25 protein-coding genes are annotated in these 23923 nt (G+C 67.0%); 14 read left to right on the forward strand and 11 right to left on the reverse strand.

Features of this window, described 5'->3' with window-relative positions:
• The coding region (locus CP958_RS00545) for a PAS domain S-box protein (RefSeq protein WP_170958777.1) at nucleotides 1-1717 on the reverse strand (1717 nt) is incomplete at its 3' end.
• Nucleotides 1718-1869: 152 nt separating this feature from the next.
• Here CP958_RS00545 and CP958_RS00550 point away from each other — a divergent pair.
• Genes CP958_RS00550 through CP958_RS00560 form a run of 3 tightly spaced genes read left to right on the forward strand, consistent with a single transcriptional unit; the run spans nucleotide 1870 to nucleotide 3357 of the window.
• The gene (locus CP958_RS00550) at nucleotides 1870-2211 is read left to right on the forward strand and encodes a hypothetical protein (RefSeq protein WP_096700108.1); all 342 of its coding nucleotides are present in this window, start codon (nucleotides 1870-1872) and stop codon (nucleotides 2209-2211) included.
• A gap of 10 nt (nucleotides 2212-2221) precedes the next feature.
• Complete coding sequence (gene queE, locus CP958_RS00555) at nucleotides 2222-2830, forward strand: 7-carboxy-7-deazaguanine synthase (RefSeq protein ID WP_096700088.1); 609 nt, start codon at nucleotides 2222-2224, stop codon at nucleotides 2828-2830.
• The gene (locus CP958_RS00560; RefSeq protein ID WP_096700089.1) at nucleotides 2830-3357 is read left to right on the forward strand and encodes a 6-carboxytetrahydropterin synthase; all 528 of its coding nucleotides are present in this window, start codon (nucleotides 2830-2832) and stop codon (nucleotides 3355-3357) included. Before queE ends, CP958_RS00560 begins: the two co-directional genes overlap by 1 nt.
• A 388-nt stretch (nucleotides 3358-3745) precedes the next feature.
• On the opposite strand, the gene CP958_RS00565 is transcribed toward CP958_RS00560, so the two are convergent.
• Together CP958_RS00565 and CP958_RS00570 are read right to left on the reverse strand one after the other, a co-directional pair.
• Entirely contained in the window at nucleotides 3746-5107 is a 1362-nt protein-coding gene (locus CP958_RS00565; RefSeq protein WP_096700109.1) for a GH1 family beta-glucosidase, read from the reverse strand.
• Nucleotides 5108-5151: 44 nt separating this feature from the next.
• Nucleotides 5152-5436 carry an acylphosphatase gene (locus CP958_RS00570; protein WP_096700090.1) on the reverse strand — a complete coding sequence of 95 codons (285 nt, stop codon included), beginning with the start codon at nucleotides 5434-5436 and terminating at the stop codon, nucleotides 5152-5154.
• Between the two features lie 129 nt (nucleotides 5437-5565).
• On the opposite strand from CP958_RS00570, the gene CP958_RS00575 reads away from it, so the two are divergent.
• Nucleotides 5566-5955: a hypothetical protein gene (locus tag CP958_RS00575; RefSeq protein ID WP_096700091.1), complete on the forward strand. Its 390-nt coding sequence runs from the start codon at nucleotides 5566-5568 to the stop codon at nucleotides 5953-5955.
• 12 nt (nucleotides 5956-5967) lie between these two features.
• Here CP958_RS00575 and CP958_RS00580 read toward each other — a convergent pair whose 3' ends face one another.
• Together CP958_RS00580 and CP958_RS00585 are read right to left on the reverse strand one after the other, a co-directional pair.
• Entirely contained in the window at nucleotides 5968-6375 is a 408-nt protein-coding gene (locus tag CP958_RS00580; RefSeq protein ID WP_096700092.1) for a rhodanese-like domain-containing protein, read from the reverse strand.
• On the reverse strand, nucleotides 6372-8153 hold the full coding sequence (locus CP958_RS00585) for a potassium/proton antiporter (RefSeq protein ID WP_242442658.1): 1782 nt from the start codon (nucleotides 8151-8153) through the stop codon (nucleotides 6372-6374). Before CP958_RS00585 ends, CP958_RS00580 begins: the two co-directional genes overlap by 4 nt.
• 116 nt (nucleotides 8154-8269) lie before the next feature.
• Here CP958_RS00585 and dapF point away from each other — a divergent pair, with 116 nt between their 5' ends.
• Genes dapF through ftsY form a run of 3 tightly spaced genes read left to right on the forward strand, consistent with a single transcriptional unit; the run spans nucleotide 8270 to nucleotide 11393 of the window.
• The gene (gene dapF, locus CP958_RS00590; protein WP_096700094.1) at nucleotides 8270-9124 is read left to right on the forward strand and encodes a diaminopimelate epimerase; all 855 of its coding nucleotides are present in this window, start codon (nucleotides 8270-8272) and stop codon (nucleotides 9122-9124) included.
• Nucleotides 9121-10380, forward strand: coding sequence for a tRNA (N(6)-L-threonylcarbamoyladenosine(37)-C(2))-methylthiotransferase MtaB (mtaB, locus tag CP958_RS00595; protein ID WP_096700095.1), 1260 nt, complete (start codon nucleotides 9121-9123; stop codon nucleotides 10378-10380). Before dapF ends, mtaB begins: the two co-directional genes overlap by 4 nt.
• Nucleotides 10377-11393, forward strand: a complete 1017-nt coding sequence (ftsY, locus tag CP958_RS00600; RefSeq protein ID WP_096700096.1) for a signal recognition particle-docking protein FtsY — start codon at nucleotides 10377-10379, stop codon at nucleotides 11391-11393. The genes mtaB and ftsY overlap by 4 nt, the downstream gene beginning before the upstream one ends.
• A gap of 129 nt (nucleotides 11394-11522) precedes the next feature.
• Here ftsY and xseA read toward each other — a convergent pair whose 3' ends face one another.
• On the reverse strand, nucleotides 11523-13034 hold the full coding sequence (gene xseA, locus CP958_RS00605) for an exodeoxyribonuclease VII large subunit (RefSeq protein ID WP_242442659.1): 1512 nt from the start codon (nucleotides 13032-13034) through the stop codon (nucleotides 11523-11525).
• Nucleotides 13035-13119: 85 nt separating this feature from the next.
• Between xseA and purD the strand changes: the two genes are divergently transcribed.
• The 7 genes from purD (at nucleotide 13120) to nuoB (ending at nucleotide 21724) form a co-directional block, all read left to right on the forward strand.
• Entirely contained in the window at nucleotides 13120-14394 is a 1275-nt protein-coding gene (purD, locus tag CP958_RS00610) for a phosphoribosylamine--glycine ligase (RefSeq protein WP_242442660.1), read from the forward strand.
• 174 nt (nucleotides 14395-14568) lie between these two features.
• Nucleotides 14569-16578, forward strand: a complete 2010-nt coding sequence (gene hyfB, locus CP958_RS00615) for a hydrogenase 4 subunit B (RefSeq protein WP_096700099.1) — start codon at nucleotides 14569-14571, stop codon at nucleotides 16576-16578.
• Nucleotides 16575-17522, forward strand: a complete 948-nt coding sequence (locus CP958_RS00620; RefSeq protein WP_096700100.1) for an NADH-quinone oxidoreductase subunit H — start codon at nucleotides 16575-16577, stop codon at nucleotides 17520-17522. Before hyfB ends, CP958_RS00620 begins: the two co-directional genes overlap by 4 nt.
• Complete coding sequence (locus tag CP958_RS00625) at nucleotides 17522-18187, forward strand: hydrogenase-4 component E (protein WP_096700101.1); 666 nt, start codon at nucleotides 17522-17524, stop codon at nucleotides 18185-18187. The genes CP958_RS00620 and CP958_RS00625 overlap by 1 nt, the downstream gene beginning before the upstream one ends.
• Complete coding sequence (locus tag CP958_RS00630) at nucleotides 18184-19674, forward strand: hydrogenase 4 subunit F (RefSeq protein ID WP_096700102.1); 1491 nt, start codon at nucleotides 18184-18186, stop codon at nucleotides 19672-19674. The genes CP958_RS00625 and CP958_RS00630 overlap by 4 nt, the downstream gene beginning before the upstream one ends.
• Nucleotides 19671-21191, forward strand: coding sequence for a nickel-dependent hydrogenase large subunit (locus tag CP958_RS00635; RefSeq protein WP_242442661.1), 1521 nt, complete (start codon nucleotides 19671-19673; stop codon nucleotides 21189-21191). The genes CP958_RS00630 and CP958_RS00635 overlap by 4 nt, the downstream gene beginning before the upstream one ends.
• The gene (nuoB, locus tag CP958_RS00640) at nucleotides 21188-21724 is read left to right on the forward strand and encodes an NADH-quinone oxidoreductase subunit NuoB (protein ID WP_096700103.1); all 537 of its coding nucleotides are present in this window, start codon (nucleotides 21188-21190) and stop codon (nucleotides 21722-21724) included. The genes CP958_RS00635 and nuoB overlap by 4 nt, the downstream gene beginning before the upstream one ends.
• A gap of 314 nt (nucleotides 21725-22038) precedes the next feature.
• On the opposite strand, the gene CP958_RS00645 is transcribed toward nuoB, so the two are convergent.
• The 5 genes from CP958_RS00645 to CP958_RS00665 all read right to left on the reverse strand — a co-directional run.
• Nucleotides 22039-22359 carry an XRE family transcriptional regulator gene (locus CP958_RS00645; RefSeq protein WP_096700104.1) on the reverse strand — a complete coding sequence of 107 codons (321 nt, stop codon included), beginning with the start codon at nucleotides 22357-22359 and terminating at the stop codon, nucleotides 22039-22041.
• A gap of 2 nt (nucleotides 22360-22361) precedes the next feature.
• Nucleotides 22362-22730: a type II toxin-antitoxin system RelE/ParE family toxin gene (locus CP958_RS00650; protein WP_096700105.1), complete on the reverse strand. Its 369-nt coding sequence runs from the start codon at nucleotides 22728-22730 to the stop codon at nucleotides 22362-22364.
• Between the two features lie 127 nt (nucleotides 22731-22857).
• Nucleotides 22858-23112, reverse strand: a complete 255-nt coding sequence (locus CP958_RS00655; protein ID WP_242442662.1) for a BrnA antitoxin family protein — start codon at nucleotides 23110-23112, stop codon at nucleotides 22858-22860.
• Entirely contained in the window at nucleotides 23105-23377 is a 273-nt protein-coding gene (locus CP958_RS00660; RefSeq protein WP_096700107.1) for a BrnT family toxin, read from the reverse strand. Before CP958_RS00660 ends, CP958_RS00655 begins: the two co-directional genes overlap by 8 nt.
• A gap of 105 nt (nucleotides 23378-23482) precedes the next feature.
• Nucleotides 23483-23923, reverse strand: a 441-nt coding sequence (locus tag CP958_RS00665) for an integrase core domain-containing protein (protein WP_242442663.1), incomplete at its 5' end; no start/stop codon positions are given.

The raw sequence follows: 23923 nt of genomic DNA on the forward strand, positions 1-23923 counted from the left end.
GGTAGTGGAGTTCCAGCTGGTTGTCGTCCATGGCCTGGCGCAACTGCGCCTCCAACTCCAGGCGGCGCACCGCCAGCTCGTTCATGGAGCGGTCGAAGAAGCGGAAACAGCTCCGTCCCGCCGCCTTGGCCTGGTACATGGCGGTGTCGGCGTTCTTCAGCAGGGCGGCGGCATCCTCGCCGTCCTGGGGAAAGACGGCGATGCCGATGCTGGTGCCCGAATGCACCGCCTTGCCCGCCAGCCGCAGGGGCCGGGCCAGGGTGGCGATGATCTTCTCCGCCACCAGCGCCACTTCGGTGGTGTCGCTGAAGGTGCCCAGCACCACCACGAACTCGTCGCCGCCCAGGCGCGAGACGGTGTCGCTCTTGCGCACCGTCTGGCCGATGCGCCGGGCCACCTCCACCAGCAGCTTGTCGCCCTCGTGGTGGCCCAGGCTGTCGTTGATCACCTTGAAGCGGTCGAGGTCGAGAAACAGCACCGCCACCTGGGACTGGGTCCGGCGCGAGACCTCCAGCGCATGGTCCAGGCGGTCGGCCAGCAGGAAACGGTTGGGCAGGCCGGTCAGGGCGTCGTGATAGGCCTGATGGCGGATCTGGTCGTCCTTGCGCCGCAACTCGGTGACGTCGGAAAACACCGCCACATAGCGGGCCGGCTTGCCGTCCTGGCCGGCCACGGCGCTGATGGTCAGCCATTCCAGATAGGCCTCGCCGTCCTTGCGCCGGTTCCACAGCTCGCCCCGCCACTCGCCCTTGGACTGCAATTCGGCCCACATGACGCGGTAGAAGTTCTGGTCCTGATGGTGGGATTTCAAGATGGCGGGAGTCTTGCCGATCACCTCGCAGCCGGCATAGCCGGTGATTCGGGTAAAGGCGGGATTGACCGACAGGATGGCGCCGTTGATGTCGGTGACGACGATGCCTTCCTGGGTGGAGTCGAATACCCCGGCGGCCAGCCGCATCTGCGCCTCGGCCTGATGGCGTTGGGTGATGTCGCGCCAGGTGCAGTGAATGGACGGCTTACCCTGCAGCAGGATGGCCGACAGGGTGACCTCGGCGGGAAACAGGCTGCCGTCGCGGCGCTTGTGCGTCCACTCGAAGCGGTGCAGCCCGTTGGCCATGGTCAGGCCCATCAGCCGCTCGGCCTTGGTGAACGAGGATTCGCCGTCGGGCTGGACTTCCGGCGACAGTTCGGACGGGTGGACGTTCTTCAGCGAGTCCTCGTCGGGATAGCCCAGGAAGCTCAGCGCCGCCTGATTGCACTCGATGAAGCGGTTGTCCTGGATGATCCAGGTGGGATCGGGCGACATCTTGAACAGATTGCGGAACCGCTCCTCGCTCTCCACCAGATGCCGCTTGGCCGCCACCGCCTCGGAGATATCGCGCAGCACCGCGACGCAGAACCTTTCCCCATCCATCATGAAGGTCGACGCGCCGATCTCCAGGTCGAAGCGGCTGCCGTCGCGCCGCAGGCCCTTGGCGGTGTAGACCGAGGCAACCTCCTCGCCGCTGGTGCGGCGGCGGATGGTCTCGCCGATCCGGGCGCGCTCCTCGGGGGCCAGGGTCTCGATGACCGGCCGGCCCGCCATATCGTCGGCCGAATCATGGCCGAACAGGCGGGCGAAGGCCGGATTGGCGACGATGATCAATCCGTCGCGATGGGCGCAGATGGCGTCGATCGCGGTATCGAACAATCCCTTGATGGTCTGGTTCACATCCATGAAACCGGCCGCCCCCGCCCGCTTTGCATTTCGCCAGTCTAGGGATAATGCCGGGCGGGCGGCCCGTCCAGCCCCATTCGCCGGCATGACTCTTGGAATCCGGGGGCGGCTGATGCCATGATGCCGCCCCCGTTTCCTTGGACACGATGCCCATGCCGCCCCGCGCCAATCCGCTCAAGCTTAATCCGCTGCAGTTGAAGACCCTGGTCCTGTTCCAGGAACTGGCCCGCCACCCCGAGACCTCCACCCGCATGGACAGCGGCGAGGTGTTCCTGTCGGCCCTGCCCCATCCCCACGGCAACCACTTCCACGTGGGCCGCAAGGTGGCGATGAGCAAGGACGCCAGCGGCCTCGGCAATCAGGCGGTGTGGACCGCCCTGGAGCGCAAGGGCCTGATCCGCGCCAGCTTTCCCGTGGCGGTGACCATGACCCCGGCCGGCCTGGATTACGAGACCGGCATCGCCGACCAGATTCTCCACGGCTCGGATCACTGACCGCTCCGCCATGTCCTACACCGTCCGCGAAATCTTCCACACGCTGCAGGGTGAAGGCGTACAGGCGGGCCGCCCGGCGGTGTTCCTGCGCTTCGCCGGCTGCAATCTGTGGAGCGGGCGCGAGGCCGACCGTGCCGCCGCCGCCTGCCGCTTCTGCGACACGGATTTCGTCGGTGGCGACAGGTATGCCGACGCCGGAACCCTGGCCGACGCGGTGCTGGCGGCCGGCGGCGATACCCGCTACGTGGTGGTGACCGGCGGCGAGCCGGGGCTGCAACTGGACACAGCGCTGATCCACGCCCTGCACGCCCGCGGCTTCCGGATCGCCATCGAGACCAACGGCACCGTGGACCTGCCCGCCGGCATCGACTGGGTCTGCGTCAGCCCCAAGGCCGGCACCCGGCTCAAGGTGATCCGGGGCGACGAGTTGAAGCTGGTGTTCCCGCAGGCCGGCGCGGTGCCCGAGGATTTCGAGCATCTGGACTTCGCCCATTTCCTGCTGCAGCCCATGGACGGGCCGGACAGGGACGCCAATACCAGGGCGGCCATCGAGCGATGCTTGACTCGGCCCCGCTGGCGGCTCAGCTTGCAGACCCACAAATTGCTGGGAATTCCCTGATGTCCACCTTCCGCGTCCGCCGCCGCATCGAAATCGACGCCGGCCACCGCATCATGACCCACGGTTCCAAGTGCCGGAACCTGCACGGCCACCGCTACGTGGTCGAGGTGGAGTGCGAAGCCTCCCATCTGCACCCCAGCGGCGAGCAGACCGACATGGTGGTGGATTTCGGCTTCCTCAAGGACGAGATGATGCGGCTGATCGACGCGGCCTGCGATCACGGCTTCATCGCCGCCTCGGCCGATGCCGAATTGCTGGCGCTGTTCGCGCCCGATGGCGCCGGCGAGACCTGGGTACAGGCCATCCGCGACCGGGTAGCCGCCGAAGGCGCCGCATTGACCACCGAGACCCGCATGGGCACCAAGCTCTACGTGGTGCCGTTCCAGCCCACCGCCGAATGCCTGGCCAAGCACTGGTTCGAGGTGCTGGTGGCGCCGGTGCGCAAGCGCTCCGACGCCACCGCCCGTCTGGTGGCGGTGCGAGTGTGGGAAACCCCCAACTGCATGGCCGAGTACGCCCCGGCCTGATGCGGGGCTTGACCCGGCACACCGTCCTCGGCGGCTTTGCTCTCCCGTGCGGGGACACGGAAAAGACGGATAAACCACCAAGACACCAAGGGCACCAAGAGGACTTTCCTTTATCTCATCGTGCTCGGATTTGTTCCGGGCCGCTACACTCAGTCCCCTGCCTCATGGTCCGACCCGGCATTCAGGCGGAACCGCGTGGATGGCCGGACAAGTCCGGCCAAGACGATAAAGATACGGCCTTGTCACATGCTCCGCCCTCTTGGTGCCCTTGGTGTCTTGGTGGTGAAGCAGCCTATCCCCCGGTGCCCGGAAATTTGAACCGATCACCCTCGGATCAAGCCCGAGGGTGAGGAGACGGAAAATCGGCCCGATCAGGCTTGGGCGGATTCTACCCCACCCGGCCGGTCCTGATCACCTCGGCGAACCACTTGTAGCTGTCCTTAGGGATGCGCTTCAGCGTCTCGTAATCCACCCGCACGATGCCGAAGCGCTTGGACAGGCCGTAGGCCCACTCGAAATTGTCCAGCAGCGACCACACGAGGTAGCCCTTGACGTTGCAGCCGTCCTTGACGGCGCGGGCCACCTCGGCCACATGGTCCCGGATGAAGGCGACACGCTCGGCGTCGTGGACCTGCCCGTCGGGGCTGACCACGTCGTCATAGGCGGCGCCGTTCTCGGCGATGAACACCGCCGGATTGCCGTACAACTCCTTGAACTCGCGCAGCAGATCGTAGAGCCCGTCGGGCTGCACCGGCCAGGCCATGGCGGTCCAGCGGTCGCAATGGGCATCGCCCCAGAACACGTCGAAGGGATGGCCCTCCTCGTGCTTCATGGTCATGCGCGAGTAGTAGTTGATGCCCAGCATGTCGATGGGGAACTTGATGGTCTCCAGATCGCCCGGCTTGACGATGTGGGCCATCTTGTCGGCCAGGACGTCGGGGATGGCGCCGCGCATGACGCCGTCCAGTGGCACCCGGTTCCACACCGCGTCCCAGCGGATGGCGGCGGCGCGGTTCTTGGGGTCGTCGTCCTGGGAGCGGCAGGGCTGCAGGTTGATCACCGTGCCCAGCGTGGCGTCGGAATGCTCGGCCCGGATGGCGCGCAAGGCGGTGCCCTGGGCCAGATTCTGGTGGTGCAGCGCCTTCAAGATACCGTCCTCGCCCAGGTGATAGCCCGGCGCGTGCTCGCCGATGCCGTAGCCGATGATGGCCACCACGTTCGGCTCGTTCAGCATGTACCAGTCCTTGACCCGGTCCCCCAGGCGCTTGGTGGCGACGCGGGCGTATTCGGCGAAGGGGCCGACGATCTCGCGGCCCTGCCAGCCGCCCTTATCCTCCAAGGGCTGGGGCAGGTCCCAGTGGTAGAGGCAGGCCATGGGCTTGATGCCGGCTTGCAGGATCTTGTCCACCAGCCGGTCGTAGAAATCGAGACCCTTGGCGTTGATGGCGCCGGTGCCGGCCGGGATGATGCGCGGCCAGGCCAGCGAGAAGCGGTAGGCGGAAAAGCCCGCCGCCTTCATCAGGGCGATATCCTCGGGGTAGCGGTGATAGTGGTCGCAGGCCACCTTGGCGCTGGACCCGTCCATGATCTTGCCGTCGGCGGTGAACTTGTCCCAGATGGTCATGCCGCGCCCGTCGGTATCGTAGGCGCCCTCGATCTGGTAGGCGGCGGTCGACGCCCCCCAGAAGAAATCCTTGGGGAACTGGCGGCCACCCTGGGGGGCGGCATCGGCGGCTTTGGCGATGGTCATGGCGGCGGCTCCGGCTAGGATTTGGCGGCGGGTGAGGTTCATGATCAGGCGGTGGGGCGCTGGTGGAAACCGGTGGGAGGCAGCTCGGACGAGCCTTCGGTCTCCACCCGTGTGACCAGGGCGGCGGGCGGCCCCCGGTGGCAGGCTTCGACCATGTCGCGGACGATGTGGGAGGGGCCGTGGAACAGGGCCTCGACCCTGCCGTCCACCAGATTGCGGACCCAGCCCGACAGCTTGCGGGCATGGGCCTGCTCGACCGCCCAGCCGCGGAACCAGACTCCCTGGACCCGGCCTTCGATCAGGACGCGAACGGTGACCTCGCCTGTCATCTGCGGCACTCCATGGGAATATATAACCACGCCCGCCGCACTCTCGGAAGGGGGGATGCTTGACCGGGCTCAATGTGTCCGAGGGGCCAATGCTGTTTTGGTGGGGCACCCTGCCCACGGAGCACCGCCATGAACGTGATCACCCCCGAATCCCAGGTCGAGATGCTGACCCTGTTGGAAAGCGCCGTCGCCGCCCACGCCAACGTGGTGCAGGTGCGCATCATTGGCGGCGAGGCGGTGATCGAGACCCTGGCGACCGGCAGCGTGGTCGATGCCCGGCCGATTCCCCTGGCCCGCTGCGCCGAACTGCTGTCCGCCGCCTTCCGCCTGTGCGACGAAGCCGACGACTACCAGTACGACACCTCGCGCTCGGCCCGCATGACCGGCCTCAAGGCGGCGCTGCCCAAGGGGCTGACCATGGTGTTCATGCAGTTCTTCCCGGCCCGCGACGGCCAGCGGCACCTGGTGGCGCGGCTGACCTACGACAGCGATACCTGCTGCGGCACCTGCGGCGGCTGAGGGGGCTCTCTCCTAGCCCTTCTTGTGCTCGGGCTTGGGGCCGACCGGCCCGCCCGCGTCCTTCCAGCCCTTGAAGCCGCCCTCCACATGGGCGACCGGGGCAAGGCCCATATCCTGCACCGCCCTGGTGGCCAGCGCCGAGCGCCACGCCGACTGGCAGTAGAAGACGAAGCGCTTGGCCTGGCCGAACACCTCCTTGTAATAGGGGCTGGTGGGGTCGACCCAGAATTCCAGCATGCCGCGCGGCGCGTGGAAGGCGCCGGGGATCATTCCTTCGCGCTCCAGCTCGCGCACGTCGCGGATATCCACGAACACCACGTCGTCCCGGCCGTGCAGTGCGATGGCCTCGGCGGTGGGGATGGTGGTGATCAGGGCATTGGCCTCGTCGATCAACTGCCGATGGGTCTTGATCAGGGTCATGTGCGTTTCCTCATCCAGCGTTTGAGCATTGCCTTCAACTCGGTGCGGCTCTGGAACACCGGCAGCTTGGGAGCGTCGATGCGGGTGGGTTCCACCGCAAGGCCGATTTCCGAGATGTGGTCGTTCCAGTTCATGGCCCGCACGATCAGTTCCACCTCGCCCAGGGTGGCGCGGTCGCCGATGCCGGGCTCGTGCCCCAGCTCGCGCACCAGCCAGTCGGCGGCCGACATCTCGTGATCGGCGGGGTCGACGGGCAGGCCGTAGAGCAGGGCCAGATCCTTCATATGGGCGCCGGGCTCCAGGGCGAAATCGCCGAAGAAGCGCGAATCGGCCTCGGCGGCGGGAGCGGCCGAGGCGAACAGGCGGTCCAGATGGGGCACCCGCTCGGGCCGGGCGAACAGAAAGACGGTGTCGCCGGATTTCAAGCCCTTGGCGGCATGGGCGGAATAGGATTTCCGGTCGCGCACCACCAGGGAGGGCTCGGCCCAGCGCGGCAGGCGGTGGCCGCGCGCCACCAGGGAATCGGCGACGATGCGGTAGGACACCAGTTCATGCCGCGCGCCGGGAATTTCCAGTTCCATGCGCTCGACCGGACCGAGGCGCTTGGGAACGATCTGGCGGAGGAAGCGGGCGACGGCGCCGATGGTCCAGCCCTGCAGGCCGAGGCTGACCAGCACCACCAGGAAGGCGACGATGAAATAGTCGCGGCCATGGGACAGGCCCACCACCAGGGGCACGATGGACAGCAGCACCGACACCGAGCCGCGTAAGCCCACCCAGGCGACGAAGGCCGTCTCGTTGCGGTTGAAGCCGTAGGGCAGCAGGCAGACCCACGCCGCCAGCGGCCGGGCCACGAAGATCAGAACTCCCGCCACCGCCAGCGATTGCCAGGCGAAGGCGGGGAATTCCGCCGGCGTCGCCAGCAGGCCGAGAGTCAGGAACATGACGATCTGGGCCAGCCAGGTCAGCCCGTCCTGGAAGCGACGCATGGTCTCCGGCGCGTTGATGCGCGCATTGCCCGCCACCAGCCCGGCGATGTAGACGGCCAGGAAGCCGCTGCCGTGCAGTTCCTCGGTGGCGGCGAACAGCACCATGGCGAGGCTGAGCGCCGCCAGGGGCTGCAGCCCGCGCTCGAAGCCCATCTTGTTGACCGCCAGCACGATCAGTCCGCCGCCGAACATGCCGGCCACCGCGCCGATGCCGAACTTGGTGACGAAATCCATGCCGATGGAGACCGGCGAGATGGGGCCCTTGGCGACCAGCAGCCCCACCAGCGCCAGGGTCAGGAAGATGGCCATGGGATCGTTGCTGCCCGATTCCACTTCCAGGGTGGCGCGCACGCGGTCGCGCACGTGGATGCCGCCGACACGCAGCAGAAAGAACACGGCGGCCGCGTCGGTCGAACTGAGGATGGCGCCCATCAGCGCCGCCTCAAGCCAGTCGAAGTCCAGCAGGTAATGCACCGGCACCGCCACCACCGCGGTGGTGATCACTACGCCGCCGGTGGCCAGCGCCATGGCCGGCCACAGGGCGGCGCGGAACGCCTTGAGGCTGGTGTGAAAGCCGGAATCGAACAAGATGATCGCCAGCGCGATGCTGCCGATCATGTAGGCGGCGCGGACGTTGTCGAACTTGATGCCGCCCGGCCCGTTCTCGCCCGCCACCAGCCCGACGCACAGGAATACCAGCAGCAGCGGCGCGCCGATGCGAAAGGACAGCAGGCTGGAGAAGATGCTGAGTGCCACCAGCCCCGAGACGATCAGGATCGCGCTGTTCATGGATTCGATCATGGGGCCTAGGATAGGGGGCCGCGCCGTCCCCGACAACCGGCCATCTCGCATGAATCCTTGCGCAATGCTGGACTCGGGCGCCCGCCGCCCCATATAACGCCATCATGAGCGAGACAGCCTGGCCCTTCCTGAAGATGCATGGCCTGGGGAACGACTTCGTCGTCCTCGACGCCCGCGCGCGCGCGCTTGATCTGACCCCGGAACGGGTCCGCGCCATCGCCTCGCGCCGGACCGGGGTGGGGTGCGACCAGCTTGTGGTGATGACGCAAGCCACCGATCCTTGCGCCGACGCCACCATGCTGATCTACAACGCCGACGGTTCCGAGGTGGCGGCCTGCGGCAATGCGTCGCGCTGCGTCGCCTGGCTGCTGATGAAGGAAACCGGCGTCGACAAGGTTGTCTTCCAGACTAAGGCCGGTCTGCTGGACGCCGAATCGCGCGGCCCCCATCTGGTCGCCGTGGACATGGGGCCGGCGCGGCTGGACTGGCGCGAGATTCCCCTGGCCGAGGCGGTGGACACCCTGCATCTGGGCATTTTCGCCGGGCCTTTGTCCGACCCGGTGGCGGTCAGCATGGGCAATCCCCACGCCGTGTTCTTCGTCGATGATGCCGGGGCGGTCGACCTCGCCGCCCTGGGCCATGGCCTGGAACTCCACGCCATGTTCCCCGAGCGCGCCAATGTCGAGGTCGCCCAGGTGCTGACCCCTCCCGATGCCGAAATGGGCCGCATCCGCATGCGGGTGTGGGAGCGGGGTGCCGGCATCACCATGGCCTGCGGCACCGGCGCCTGCGCCACCCTGGTTGCGGCGGCGCGGCGCGGCCTTAGCCCCCGCAAGGCCGAGATCATCCTGGACGGCGGCACGCTGACCATCGAATGGCTGCGGGACGGTCATGTGCTGATGACCGGTCCGGTGGCGGTGGCCTTTTCCGGGATTCTGGATTCCAGCCTGCTTCCATGACCACCACGAAGCCCCCTGAGGTTCTGACCTTCGGCTGCCGGCTCAACGCCTATGAGTCCGAGGTGATGAAGGAGCACGCGCGGGCCACGGAAAGCGGTGTCGAGACGGTGATCGTCAACACCTGCGCCGTCACCGCCGAGGCGGAGCGCCAGGCGCGTCAGGCCATCCGCAAGATAAGGCGCGAGCGTCCCAATGCCCGCATCGTGGTCACCGGCTGTGCCGCCCAGGCAAACCCCGCGACCTTCGACGCCATGCCGGAGATCGACCAGATCCTCGGCAATGCCGAGAAGATGCGGCCCGACATCTTCGCCGCCCCGCCCGCCGAACGCATCGTGGTGGGCGATATCATGGAGGTACGCGAAGTCGCCTCCCATCTGGTTTCCGGCTTCGAGGGGCGCGCCAGGGCCTTCGTCGAGGTACAGCAGGGCTGCGACCACCGCTGCACCTTCTGCATCATCCCCTTCGGGCGCGGCCCCAACCGCTCGGTGCCCATGGGCCGTATCGTCGAGCAGATCAGGGAACTGGTGGCCGGCGGCTACAATGAAGTGGTGCTGACCGGCGTGGACGTCACCGCCTATGGCGCCGATCTGCCGGGCAAGCCCAGCCTGGGGCAACTGGTCCGCCGCCTGCTGGCCGCCGTACCGGAACTGCCGCGACTGCGCCTGTCGTCGCTGGACCCGGTGGAGGTGGACGAGGAATTGCTGGCCGCCATCGCCTCCGAGCAACGCCTGCTGCCCCATTTCCACCTGTCGGTCCAGGCCGGCGACGACACCATCTTAAAGCGCATGAAGCGCCGCCATCTCAGGGGCGACGTCCTCGCCCTGGCCGCCCGCATCCGCGCGCTTCGCCCCGACGCGGTGCTGGGCGCCGACATCATCGCCGGCTTCCCCACCGAGGACGAGGAGATGTTCCGGCACTCCCTCGATCTGGTGGACGAGGCCGGGCTGACCCATCTGCACGTCTTTCCCTTCTCGGCGCGGCCCGGCACGCCGGCGGCCCGCATGCCCAAGGTCAAGGGTGACGTGGTCAAGGAGCGCGCCGCCCGTCTGCGCGCCAAGGGCGTCGCCGCCATGGCCGCCTTCCTGAAGACGCGGGTGGGCGGAATGGAGAGCGTGTTGATCGAGAAAGACGGCACCGGCCACTCCATCCATTACCTGCCGGTACGGGTGACGGGTTGCCATGCCTCGCCGGGAGCGATACTAAACGTGCGCATAACCGGCATCGACGGCGATACATTGGTGGGCGAGGCGATATGAGCATCTTCGGTTTCGGTAAGAAGAAGGACGCGGCTCCCGCCGCCACTCCCGTTCCGGAGCCCGCTCCCACCCCCGCTCCCGCTCCCGCCGAAGAGACCACCTCGTGGTTCGGCCGCCTCAAGTCCGGCCTCGCCAAGTCGTCCTCCAAGCTGACCCAGGGTATCGGCGACCTGTTCACCAAGCGCAAGCTGGATGACGAGGCGCTGGAGGAACTGGAGGAACTGCTGATCACCGCCGATCTGGGCGTTGCCACCGCCGCCCGGGTCACCAAGCATCTGGCCAAGACCCGCTTCGGCCAGGACGTCACCTCCGACGAGATCAAGGCGACCCTGGCCGAGGAAATCACCCGTATCCTCGGCCCCGTCGCCAAGCCTCTGGAGATCGATTCCAGCCGCAAGCCGCATGTGGTGCTGGTGGTCGGCGTCAATGGCTCGGGCAAGACCACCACCATCGGCAAGATGGCCAAGACCTACAAGGATGCCGGCCTGTCCGTGACGCTGGCGGCCGGCGACACCTTTCGTGCGGCGGCCGTGGAGCAGCTCAAGGTCTGGGGCGAGCGCACCAACTGCCCCGTTATCGCGCGTGAAACCGGGGCCGATGCCGCCGGTCTGGCCTATGACGCCGTCGAGCAGTCGCGGGCGCGTGGCGACGACCTGCTGTTCATCGATACCGCCGGGCGGCTGCAGAACAAGGCCGACCTGATGGCCGAACTGGCCAAGTTGGTGCGTTCCATCAAGAAGGTGGACGAGACCGCGCCCCACGACGTGCTGCTGGTCCTCGACGCCACCGTCGGCCAGAACGCCCATTCCCAGGTGGAAATCTTCAAGGACATGGTCGCCGTCTCCGGTCTGGTGCTGACCAAGCTGGACGGCACGGCGCGCGGCGGCGTGCTGGTGGCGCTGGCCGAAAAATTCGGCCTGCCGGTCCACGCCATCGGCGTGGGCGAAAAGGCCGAGGACCTGCGCCCCTTCGAGGCCGATGCCTTCGCGCGGTCGCTGGTGGGGATGGAATAAGCAGCCGTTCCGGCGAATATTCACCACGAAGGCGCAGAGGCACGAAGGAACACGAAGAAGAGAGGAAAACGTCTTCTCTTTACCTTCGTGCCTTCGTGGTTCAATCCACCGTTACAGCAAGACAATCGCTTATAGCAACGACCCCTGCCGTCCGTCCGGCGCCGTCGGCTTGCGATGCGCCTTAGGCGCCGGCGGCGCCATACTGCCCTCGACCCGGACCCCGGCCTTGCCGTCGGCGAACTCCACCGCCAACGCCGTTCCCGGCTTGGCCGCCTCCACCGAGGTGACGGGGGTTCCGTGCTCGTCCCGGACCACGGCGAAGCCGCGCTCCAAGACCTTGCGGTAGGAGAAGCTTTCCAGCAGTTGGCCGGCATGGGCCACCCGCTTGGCCTTTTCGTCGAGCAGGCGCGGCATGGCCTGGATCAGGCGCGCGGCCGACTGCTCCAACTGCAGCCCCCGGCGCTCATTGGCGGCGCGTTCGGTCGCCGTCACCGTCTTCATGGCGTGGTCGAGGCGGGTGGCCAGCGCCGCCAGCCCGTGCCCGGCTTCGGCCAGTTGTTCACGGGGATGACGCAGGCGGGCGGCCAGACGGTCCAGATCGGCCCGGCGGCGCTCCAGCAGCAGACGCGGCGCGTTGTTCAGGCGCTCGGCCCGCTCGTCCAGGCGGCGGGCGCAATCCTCCATCACCCGGCGGGGATGGGGCAGGGCCCGGAAGGTGTGGGAGAGGCGGGTGCGCCGCTCCTCCAGCCCACGCTGCATGGCGCCGATCATGCGGGCGCCCATGTCGGCCACGGTGGCGATCAGTTCGGCCCGCACCGGCACCGCCTTTTCCGCCGCCGCCGTGGGCGTGGGGGCGCGCAGGTCGGCGGCGAAGTCGATCAGGGTGGTGTCGGTCTCGTGCCCCACCGCCGAGATCAGGGGGATTTCCGATTCGGCGGCGGCGCGCACCACGATTTCCTCGTTGAAGGCCATCAGGTCTTCGAGCGAGCCGCCGCCGCGCGCCACGATCAGCACGTCGGGGCGCGGCACGGCGCCACCGATCTCCAGGGCGTTGAAGCCCCTTATGGCGGCGGCCACCTGGGCGCTCGCGCCGTCACCCTGCACCGCCACCGGCCACAGCAGCACACGGCGGGGAAAGCGCTCGGCCAGCCGGTGGAGGATGTCGCGGATGACCGCGCCGGTGGGCGAGGTGATCACGCCGATCACCTCGGGCAGGAAGGGAATGGGCCGCTTCTTCGCCGTATCGAACAGCCCCTCGGCCATCAGGCGCTTCTTGCGGTCCTCCAGCATTTTGAGCAGCGCACCCTGGCCGGCCAGCTCCATGCGCTCGACCACCATCTGGTATTTGGAGCGGCCGGGATAGGTGGTCAGCCGCCCGGTCGCCACCACCTCCATGCCGTCCTCGGGCCCGATGGACAGCTTGGAGGCGGCTCCCCGCCAGCACACGGCGTCCAGCACCGCCTCGGCATCCTTCAAGGCGAAGTAGAGGTGCCCCGACGAATGGCGCTTGAAGCCGGAAATCTCGCCCCTGACGCGGACGAAGGAAAAGGCGTCCTCCACCGTGCGGCGCAGACCGGCCGACAGTTCGGAGACCGAGTATTCCGGGACGTTGGTGGGGGCGGGGCGGGCTTCGTCGTTCATGGGCGGATGGTGGCGCAAGAGCCGGTGATTTGCAAACGCGGACGGAAGTGATAAACGACCCCAGTCATCACTCCGGGAGGCGGACATGAAGGTTCTGGTGGTCGGTTCGGGCGGGCGCGAGCACGCGCTGTGCTGGAAGCTCAAGTCCTCGCCCCTGCTGACCAAGCTGTGGTGCGCGCCGGGCAATGCCGGCATCGCCGATTCCGCCGAATGCGTCGCCATCGGCGCCGAGAAGGTCGACGAGCTGCTGGCCTTCGCCAAGGCCAATGACGTCGATCTGGTGGTGGTTGGCCCCGAGGCGCCGCTGGTCCTCGGTCTCGCCGACAAGTGCCGCGCCGCCGGCATCAAGGTGTTCGGTCCCTCGGCCGCCGCCGCCGAGCTTGAGGGCTCAAAAGGCTTCATGAAGGACGTGGCGGCCAAGGCCGGTATTCCCACCGCCTGGTACGGCCGCTTCACCGACATGGAAAAGGCCAAGTCCTTCATCCGCGAGAAGGGCGCCCCCATCGTGGTCAAGACCGACGGGCTGGCCGCCGGCAAGGGCGTGGTGGTGGCCATGACCCTCGACGAGGCCCTGTCCGCCGTCGACATGATGATGGGCGACAAGGTATTCGGCGATGCCGGCAACGAACTGGTGATCGAGGAGTTCCTCGACGGCGAGGAATGCTCGTTCTTCGCGCTGTGCGACGGCAAGACCGCGCTGCCCCTGGTGGCCGCCCAGGACCACAAGCGGGTGGGCGACGGCGATACCGGCCCCAATACCGGCGGCATGGGCGCCTATTCCCCCGCCCCGGTGGTCACCGATGCCGTCCAGGCGGAAATCATGGAGCGCTCGATCCTGCCCCTGGTCCGCACCATGGCCGAGATGGGCAGGCCCTATACCGGCGTGCTGTTCGCCGGAATCATGGTCACCTCGGCCGGGCCGAAGCTGCTGGAATACAACGTGCGCTTCGGCGATCCCGAATGCCAGGTGCTGATGGCGCGGCTGGACTCCGACCTGCTGCCGGTGCTGGCCGCCGGGGCGGAAGGGCGGCTGGCCGGTCTCGAGCTTAAATGGTCCGACGACGTCGCCCTGGTGGTGGTGATGGCCGCCAAGGGCTATCCCGGAGCCTACGAGAAGAACACGGTGATCGGCGGCCTGGACAAGGCGGCCCAGGTCGAGGGCGTCACCGTGCTGCACGCCGGCACCGCGCTGAAGGATGGCAAGATCGTCGCCACCGGCGGCCGGGTGTTGGGCGTCACCGCCAAGGGCTCGTCAGTGGCCGAGGCGCGCGAGCGCGCCTACAAGGCCGTGGATGCCCTCGACTGGCCGGGCGGTTTCTGCCGCCGCGACATCGCCTGGCGGGCCCTGGCGCGAAATTAGACCCGGGGCAGTCTTGCGCCCGCCCCCTCGGGTGGGTATGATTCCCATCTCCTCGCCATAAGACGAGCCAAGAGACGAGATTGAGAGGGCCGGAAAACCGGCCCCGCCGACAGGGGATTCACGGGAGACTACGCCCATGTCCTGCGACAGAGTCTTTGCGGGGTCGCGCAGCCGATGCTGATCGCGGCCGCCCTTTCCGCCCTTTTGGCCCTCGCCGTGCTCGGCGTGGCGGCCGGCGCGGAAATGTGGCGGCACCGATTGGTCTATCTTTGCTGCATGATTGCCTCGCTGGCCCTGCTGGCCGGCGGCATCGAGCATCTGGGCCAGACGCCCGGCACCGGACCGGCCATCATCCTGCCCATCGGCCTGCCCTGGATGGCCGCCCATTTCCGCCTCGACAACCTGTCGGCCCTGTTCATGGTGGTGGTCAACCTCGCCACCGCCGCCGCCTCGGCCTACGGCATCGGCTATTGCTCGCACCTGCCCGAGCCCCGGCGGGTGACGCCGTTCTTTCCCCTGTTCCTGTTCGGCATGAACGCCGTGCTGATCGCCGACGACGCCTTCATGTTCCTGGTGGCGTGGGAGTTCATGTCCCTGTCGTCCTGGCTTCTGGTGCTGGCCGACCACAAGAACGCCGAGAACCGCCATGCCGCCTTCGTCTATCTGGTGATGGCCTGTTTCGGCACCTTCTGCCTGCTGACCTGTTTCGGTCTGATGGCCGGCGGCGAGGGGGCCTATTCCTTCCCCGCCATGCGCGCCGCCAAGCTGGACGGCGTGGCCGGTTTCCTGGTGGTGCTGCTGGCCCTGCTGGGCGCCGGGTCCAAGGCCGGTCTGGTGCCGCTGCACGCCTGGCTGCCGCTGGCCCATCCAGCGGCGCCCAGCCATGTCTCCGCCCTGATGAGCGGCGTGATGACCAAGGTGGCGCTGTACGGCCTGATCCGCATCCTGTTCGATCTGCACGGCCATGTGCCCTGGGCCTGGGGCGCGGTGATGATGGTGATCGGCGGCATCACCGCCGTGATGGGGGTGCTCTACGCCATCCTGCAGGACGATCTGAAGAAGCTGCTGGCCTATTCCACGGTGGAGAATATCGGCGTGGTGGTGATCGGCCTGGGCCTTGCCATCGCCTTCAAGGGCAGCGGCGAGAAGACCCTGGCCGCCCTGGCCCTGGTGGCGGGTCTCTACCACATCGTCAATCATTCCATCTTCAAGACCCTGTGGTTCCTGTCGGCCGGGGCGGTGATCACCGCCACCGGCGAGCGCGACCTGGGCAAGCTGGGCGGCCTCGCCAAGCGCATGCCATGGAATGGCGTCGCCGCCCTGATCGGCGCCATCGCCATCTCGGCCCTGCCGCCGCTCAACGGTTTCGTTTCGGAATGGCTGATCTTCCAGTCGCTGTTCAAGGGGCCCTCGCTGCCCCACTGGGCCATGAAGTTCGGCGTGCCGGTGGTCGGCGCCATGCTGGCCCTGGCCGCCGCCCTGGCAGCCGCCTGCTTCGTCCGCGCCTACGGCATCGCCTTCCTGGGGCGGCCCCGCTCCAAGGCGGCGGCCGAGGCCCATCAGGTTCCCGCCTCCATGCGCTGGACCGTGGCGCTGCTGGCCGGGCTGTGCGTGGTGCTGGGCGCCATTCCGGTGACCATCACCGACGCTCTGTCCCATGTGGTGACGCCGCTCACCGGCGTGCAGTTCGCCGTCTCGGCCGATCTGGGTTGGCCGTGGCTGTCGCCGGTCAGTTCGACGCGCGGCTCCTATTCCGGCACGGTGCTGGTGATGACCGGGGCGGGGCTGTGCATCATCACCCTGCTGCTGGTGCACGGCTTCGGCACCACCAGGGTGCGCCGTGCCGATGCCTGGGATTGCGGCCACAAGGAAAGCATCCCCCAAAGCCAGTACACCGGCCAAAGCTTCGCCCAGCCGCTGCGCCGGGTGTTCTGCGCCTCCATCTTCGCCGCCAGGGAAAGCGTCGACATGCCCGATCCGGGGGATAACCGCCCGGCGGAACTGAAGGTGCGGGTCATCGATCCCATCTGGGTGGGCCTTTATGCCGGGATCGGCCGGGTGGTGGATTTCATCGCCGATCTGGTCAACCGCATCCAGTACCTGACGGTGCGGCGCTACCTGCTGATGATGTTCGGCACCCTGGTTCTGATGCTGCTGGTCGTCGCGGTGAGGCAAAGCCAATGAGCGCCATCGTCTGGCAATTGCTGCAGATCATCCTGGTGGTGGCGGTCAGCCCGCTGATCACCGGTTGGGTGCGTCTGGTCAAGTCGCGGCTCAACGGGCGTATCGGCGCCTCGGCCTTCCAGCCCTACCGTGACATCTACCGCCTGCTGCAGAAGGAAGCGGTGGTCGCCCATTCCGCCTCGTGGGTGTTCCGTGCCGCTCCCTACGTCACCTTCGGCTCGGTGTGGCTGGCCGCCTGCATCGTGCCGGCCTTCACCACCAACCTGTTCCTGGCCCAGGCCGCCGATCTGATCGCCCTGGTGGCGCTGTTGGGCGTGGCGCGCTTCTGGACGGCCCTGGCCGGCATGGATGTGGGCACCAGCTTCGGCGGGTTGGGCGCTTCGCGCGAGATGATGATCGCTTCGCTGGCCGAGCCGGCCATGCTGATGGTCACCTTCTCGCTGTCGCTGATTTCCGGCACCACGGCGCCGGCCCAGATCATCGCCTTCGTGCTGTCGGGCGGCGTGGGCATTGAGGTGTCGCTGGGGTTGGCCCTGGCCGCCCTGGTGATGGTCGCCATCGCCGAGAACGGCCGTATCCCCATCGACAACCCGGCCACTCACCTGGAACTGACCATGGTGCACGAGGCCATGGTGCTGGAATATTCCGGCCGCCATCTGGCCCTGATGGAGGGCGCCTCCATGGTGCGCCTGACCCTGTTCATGGCGCTGATCGGCGGGCTGTTCGCGCCCTGGGGCATGGCCCAGCCGGGGGGCGACGGGGTGGCGGTGCTGATCGGGCTGGGGGCGTTTCTGGCCAAGTGTTTCGTCCTGGCCACGGCGCTCGGCGTGTTCGAGACCTCCATCGCCAAGATGCGGGTGTTCCGCTACGCCGACTTCTTAGGGGGAGCCCTGCTGCTCGGCCTGCTGGCCACCATCTTTCTCTATGTCTCGGAGGCGGTGTGATGGGAGCGCAAACCTCCTACGACATCGCCCACCTGATCGGCGCCACGGTGCTGATGGCCGGGTTCTCGCTGTTGTACCAGCGCCGGCTGTTCGCGGTGCTCAATACCTTCGCCTTCCAGGCCCTGGCCCTGGCGGCGGCGGCGGCGTGGCAGGCCCACATCCAGCATGCGCCGCACCTCTACGTTACCGCCGGCATCGCGCTGATCTTCAAGGCGATCATCGTGCCCATCGCGCTGCATTGGCTGGTGGAGCAGTTGGGTATCCACAAGAACGTCGAGACCGCCATGTCCATCGGCTGGACCATGATGGCCGGCGTGGCGCTGGTGACCCTTTCCATCCTGCTGGTGCTGCCCGTGACCGCCAACGCGACGGCGCTGACCCGCGAGAGTCTGGCGCTGGCCATGAGCGTGGTGCTGCTGGGCCTGCTGATGATGATCACCCGGCGCAACGCGGTGACCCAGGTGGTGGGCTTCATGGCGCTGGAGAACGGGTTGATCCTCGCCGCCGTCTCGGCCAAGGGCATGCCGCTGGTGGTGGAGATCTCGGTGGCGTTCTCGGTGCTGGTGGCCATGACCCTGTTCGGCATCTTCTTCTTCCGCATCCGCGAGCGTTTCGACACCCTGGAACTGGCCGACCTGGAAACCCACCGGGGGGACCGCCAATGATCGGCGGCTTCACCCTGCTGCCCGGCTTCGACAATCCGCTGCTGTGGATTCTGGGCGTGCCGCTGGGTTCGGCCGGCTTCCTGGCGGTGCTGAAGGACTGGCGGGTGGCGACCTGGGTCAACGTGGCGGCGGCGGTGGTGACCTTCATCTCGTCGCTGCTGCTGATCCATGTGCGGCCCGAGCCGACCCGGCTGCTGTTCATCGACGATTTCAACGTCTATCTGGTGGTGCTGACCGCCTTCGTCGGCCTGACCACCTCCATCTTCTCGGCGGCCTACATCGCGCGCGAAAGCGAGGCGCAGCGCCTGAGTGACCTGCACCTGCGTTTCTACCACTCCATGTACCAGGCCTTCCTGTTCACCATGCTGCTGGCGCTGACCGCCAACAACACCGGCGTGATGTGGGTATCGGTGGAGGCGGCGACGCTGACCACCGTGCTGATGGTCAGCCTGTACCGCACGCGCGAAGCCATCGAGGCGGCGTGGAAATACTTCATCCTGTGCTCGGTGGGCATCGGCCTCGCGCTGTTCGGCACCACCCTGGTCTATCTGGCCGCCCAGCCGGTGATGGGCGATGGTGCCGACGCCATGGCCTGGACCCTGATGATCAAGCAGGCCCACCGGTTCCAGCCCGATCTGCTCAATCTCGCCTTCGTCTTCGTGCTGGTGGGCTATGGCACCAAGGTGGGTCTTGCCCCCCTGCACGCCTGGCTGCCCGACGCCCACGCCGAGGGTCCCACCCCCATCTCGGCGGTGCTGTCGGGCCTGCTGCTCAATGTGGCGCTTTACGCTCTGCTGCGCTTCAAGATGGTCATCGCCGCCAATGGCAGCACGCTGACGCCCGGTCCGCTGCTGGTGGTGATGGGGTTGTCGTCGCTGTTCCTGTCGGCCTTCATGCTGTACCGCAGGGGCGACATCAAGCGGCTGTTCGCCTATTCCTCCATCGAGCACATGGGGGTCATCACCTTCGCCTTCGGCATGGGCGGCGCGGTGGCGAACTTCGCCGGCCTGCTGCACATGACCATGCACTCGCTGACCAAGTCGGCCATCTTCTTCGCCGTCGGCATCATCAGCCAGAATCTGGGAACCAAGCGCATCGCCGCCATCCGGGGGCTGACCAGCTCGCATCCGGTGCTGGGCTGGGGCTTCGTTCTGGCGGTCCTCGCCATCGCCGGCCTGCCCCCCATGGGGGTGTTCATGAGCGAGTTCCTGGTGCTCAGCTCCACCTTCGCCCGCCAGCCGCTGCTGGCCATTCCGCTCGCCATCGGGCTGCTGCTGGCCTTCGGCGCCCTGGTGGCCCGGTTGCAGAGCATGGCCTTCGGCGAGCCGCCGCCCCATTCCCACGCCCACGGCAAGGCCGGGCCGCTGTCCACTGCCCTGGCGCTCACGCCGCTCTGGGTGCACTTGGCTCTGGTGCTGGTGGCCGGTCTCTATCTGCCCCGGGAATTGGTGGCGTGGTTCCAGAACGTGGCGAGGATTCTGGGATGATCGGCGACGTCACCCTGCTGGAATTCCTTTCCCTCGGCCGCCCGGTCGAAGGCCATCGGCCGTGGCCGCGCTTCGTCCTCGACCAGAAGGGCTGGCGTCTGCTGATCGACCGCCTGCGGGTCGCCGAATGGTCGGTGATGGCCGAATGGGCCGAGCGCGAGCATATCCACGTGGCGCTCCGGGACGAATCCGCAGGCGATATCGCCGTGGCGTCCCACCACTGCGCCGACCGCCGCTTCCTGGCGCTGGGCAACGTGCGGCCGGGGGTGATTCGCATCGAGCGGGCCATCCATGACGTCTGGGGTCTGGCCCCGGTGGGGCTCGAGGACAAGCGTCACTGGGTGGATCACGGCCGCTGGCCGGCGCGCATGCCGCTGGCCGCCCAGCCCATGGGGCCGTCGGCCGAGCCCGATGCCTATCCCTTCCTGACGGCGGTGGGCGAGGGGCTGCACCAGATTCCGGTGGGGCCGGTCCATGCCGGGGTGATCGAGCCGGGACATTTCCGCTTCCATTGCCAGGGCGAGGCGGTAGTGCGGCTCGAACAGCGCCTGGGCTATGTGCATAAGGGTATCGAGGGCCTGCTGTCCGGCGCCCCTCTGGACAAGGCGGCGCGTGTCGTCGGACGGGTGTCGGGCGATTCCACCGTGGCCTATGCCCTGGCCTTCGCCCGCGCCGTCGAGGCCGCGACGGGATGCGAGGTTCCCGTCCGCGCCCATTGGCTGCGCGGCGTGATGGCCGAGATGGAGCGGGTGGCCAATCACGTCTTCGATATCGGCGCGGCGTGCAACGATGCCTCCTTCGCCGTGATGCTGTCGCATATGGGCGTGCTGCGCGAAAAGATCCTGCGCGCCAACGACGCTCTGTTCGGCCACCGTCTCAACATGGATCGGGTGGTGCCGGGCGGCGTGTCCCACGACCTCTCCGACGAGGGCTCCGAGGCGCTGAAGCACCTGCTGCACGGCTTCGTCCGCCAGTTCGAGGAGGCCTATCAGCTCTACGAGAACACGCCGTCGCTGTCGGACCGCACGGTGTCCACCGGTATCGTCCAGACCTCGCTGATCCACCGCTTCGGAGCCGGCGGCTTTGTCGGCCGGGCCTCGGGGCGCGGCCACGACGCCCGGCAGGCGCCGGGCTATCCGCCCTACGACAAGCTGGACATGACCGTGCCGGTTCTGACCGAGGGCGACGTCAACGCCCGCATCCTGATCCGCTTCGCCGAGGCGCGGGAATCGCTCCACCTCATCAACCGCATGCTGCACGAGATGCCGGAGGGCGCCATCCGCGTGCCGGTGCCCGAGGTGGCGGGCGAGGGCCTGGGCGTGGCCGAGAGCTTCCGCGGCGAGGTGGTGGTCTGGTTGCGCGTCGGCGCCGACGGGGTGATCGAACGCTGCCACCCCCACGACCCCTCGCGGTTCCAGTGGCCGCTGCTGGAAGCCGCCATCGAGGGCAACATCGTCGCCGACTTCCCGCTGTGCAACAAGTCGTTCAACTGCTCCTATTCCGGCCACGACCTATGATCCCGCCCATCGCCAAGATCCTGGCCCGTCACCTGCTCAAGGGCCCCCATACCATGAAGGACGCGCCGCGCCCCGATCCCGGCGGCGTGGCGGAACTGGCCGAGGCGCTGGAGCAGCGGGCCCGCGCCCGGCTGGGCCGCTCGCTGTCCATCCGCGAGGTGGACGCCGGCTCGTGCAATGGCTGCGAGCTGGAAATTCACGCCGTCAACCAACCCGTCTACGACCTGGAACGCTTTGGTATCCGCTTCGTCGCCAGCCCGCGCCATGCCGACGTGCTGCTGGTCACCGGGCCGGTGACGCGCAACATGGAGGAAGCCCTGCGGCGCACGGTGGAAGCCACCCCAGAGCCGCGCTGGATCGTCGCCATGGGCGATTGCGCCAGGGACGGCGGCTGCTTCGCCGGATCCTATGCGGTGGTGGGCGGTGTCGGCGACGTGGTGCCGGTGGACCTGCATATTCCCGGTTGCCCGCCCAGCCCCCGCCAGATCCTGGCCGGTCTGCTGGCCCTGCTGGATACGGTGGAGGGGAAATAGGGCGTCGGGCGAAAAAGGTCCGCCCGAGGCGGACGTCGCATAACGCACTGTAATTATTAGAGAGAAATGGTGCCGGCGAGAGGACTCGAACCCCCGGCCCGCGCATTACGAAAACGGTAGGCGTGATGCTAACGACCTGTTCTAACGCTGAAAAATACGCCTTTCCAAACTATGCGAATTGAACTGCGAAAACTCAAGGCTTCCGCATTATGCGGATCGTAGCGGGAACGTGATGGCGACAAGACAGAAACTGTGGTGACGTTTTGCGCGGCAAAAATGCGCGGGTTGTTTGGCGTTACCGGGGTGGCGCAACCCTACGGGTGGAGATCGCCGATTTTGGTCAGATGGATGGTTCCTTTGCCGGGAAGATTGACCCGCAGCTCCAAAGTTCCGCCAGCAGCCTCGACGAACCGCCGCAGCGTGGAGAGATAGAGGTCGGCTTGGCGCTCAATCTTATGAACAGAGGGCTGCTTGATGCCGAGCGCATCGGCGATCTGCTCCTGGCTGCGGTCCACGAGGACACGCAGTTCGCGCAGCCCTTCCACGTCCTGGAGCAACTCATCGGCGCGAGCTTCAACCGCTTGGCGGCGGTCCTCGGGCAGTGTCGCCATCACTTCGTCCAGCGTCCGTCCCATGGTCACGTCTCCTTTTCCTCTTTCCGCAGGGCAAGCAGATGACGATCAAATCGACCATCGGCCTTGTCGATCAACGAGCGATAAAACCGCTTCTGCGAGACGCCGCTCTTGTCGCCGGCAACCAGCAATACGGCGGCCCGCTTTGGGTCGAAAGCGAAGGCCACCCGCCATGCGCCATCCCCGGCATCAAAGCGAATCTCCTTCATATTGGCGTGCTTCGATCCGGCCAGCGTATCCACATGAGGCCGCCCAAGCGTCGGGCCGATCTGGGCCAATACCGTAGCGCACGCCAACAGCTCATCCTGCACTTCGACCGGCAGCGCGTCGAACTCCGGCTCAAACTCGTCGTGAAAGCGGACAGTCCATTCCATTAGCAAAATATAGCTGTGAGGCTATGAAAAATCAATAGCCCGTGGGCTATGCTCGCAAAAGGGGCGCAGTGGTTCAGCCCTACAGACCTACAGCCCTACAGACCTACAGACCTACAGACCTACAGACCTACAGACCCGCCGCCTTGCGCAGCGTCTCGTTGACCCGCGATTGCCAACCCTGGCCCCCGGCCCGCAGACGTTCGACAAGGTCTGCGTCCAGCCGCAGGGTGACCGGAACCTTGGGGGTCTCCTTCGGCGGGCGCCCACGCCGTACTACCTTGCCGCCGACGATATAATTCGCACGAGCAAACATCTCGTCGGTCAGCTCGGGGATTTCGTCGTATTCCTCGGGCGAGATGACATGGGCATCGACCTTAGTCAAATCGCTGCTCAAAGCGCGCTTTTTCCCGGTCATTGGCTTTCCTCATCGAAATGACGTGGCGTGCGTTGCCGCGTTGCGTCCAGATCAAGACCACCATGCGCCCGGCGAGATGGCCGACCGCAACGATCCGGGTTTCCCCATAATCGAAGCGATCATCGGTGAACTCGAACACCGGCCCGGCGAACACCTCAGCGGCATCGGCGAAATCCAACCCCCGGCTTTCCAGGGTAGCGTCTCGCTTGGCGGGGCCGAAGGTGATCTTCATGTTGATTATTGTACGTACAGAAAAGTGGCGGCATCAAGATTTTATGTATGTACGAAATATGCCGTAGACGCCCGGCGCGGCCCACCGTGACCTGCCTTGGAAGTTTCATCCGGCCGTAAGTAGAGCCTTGGGCGAAGTTACGCCGTGTGGCGCGGTCTGAGCAATGGGGCCGGGCTCGGAGCCCCGGAGGGGCGGAGAGGCCGGCCCCATTGCTTTGAGTTTGGCAGCGTGGGCCGCCGGTGTCTGGTAGCCCAGGGCCGAGTGCGGCCTGGTCGTGTTGTAGTCGGCGACCCAGGTGGCGATGACGGCGCGGGCCTGGGCCATGCTGGTGAACACCGTTTCGTTGAGCAGTTCGTCGCGCATGCGGCCGTTGAAGCTCTCGACGAATCCGTTCTGCATGGGCCTGCCGGGGGCGATGTAGTGCCATTGCATGCAGTGGTCCTGCGCCCATTTCAGCACGGCGTTGCTGGTCAACTCGGTGCCGTTGTCGGACACGATCATCTCCGGCTTGCCGCACCGGGCCACCAGCGCCGTCAGCTCGCGGAC

The sequence above is a fragment of the Magnetospirillum sp. 15-1 genome (assembly GCF_900184795.1).
Lineage (GTDB): Bacteria > Pseudomonadota > Alphaproteobacteria > Rhodospirillales > Magnetospirillaceae > Phaeospirillum.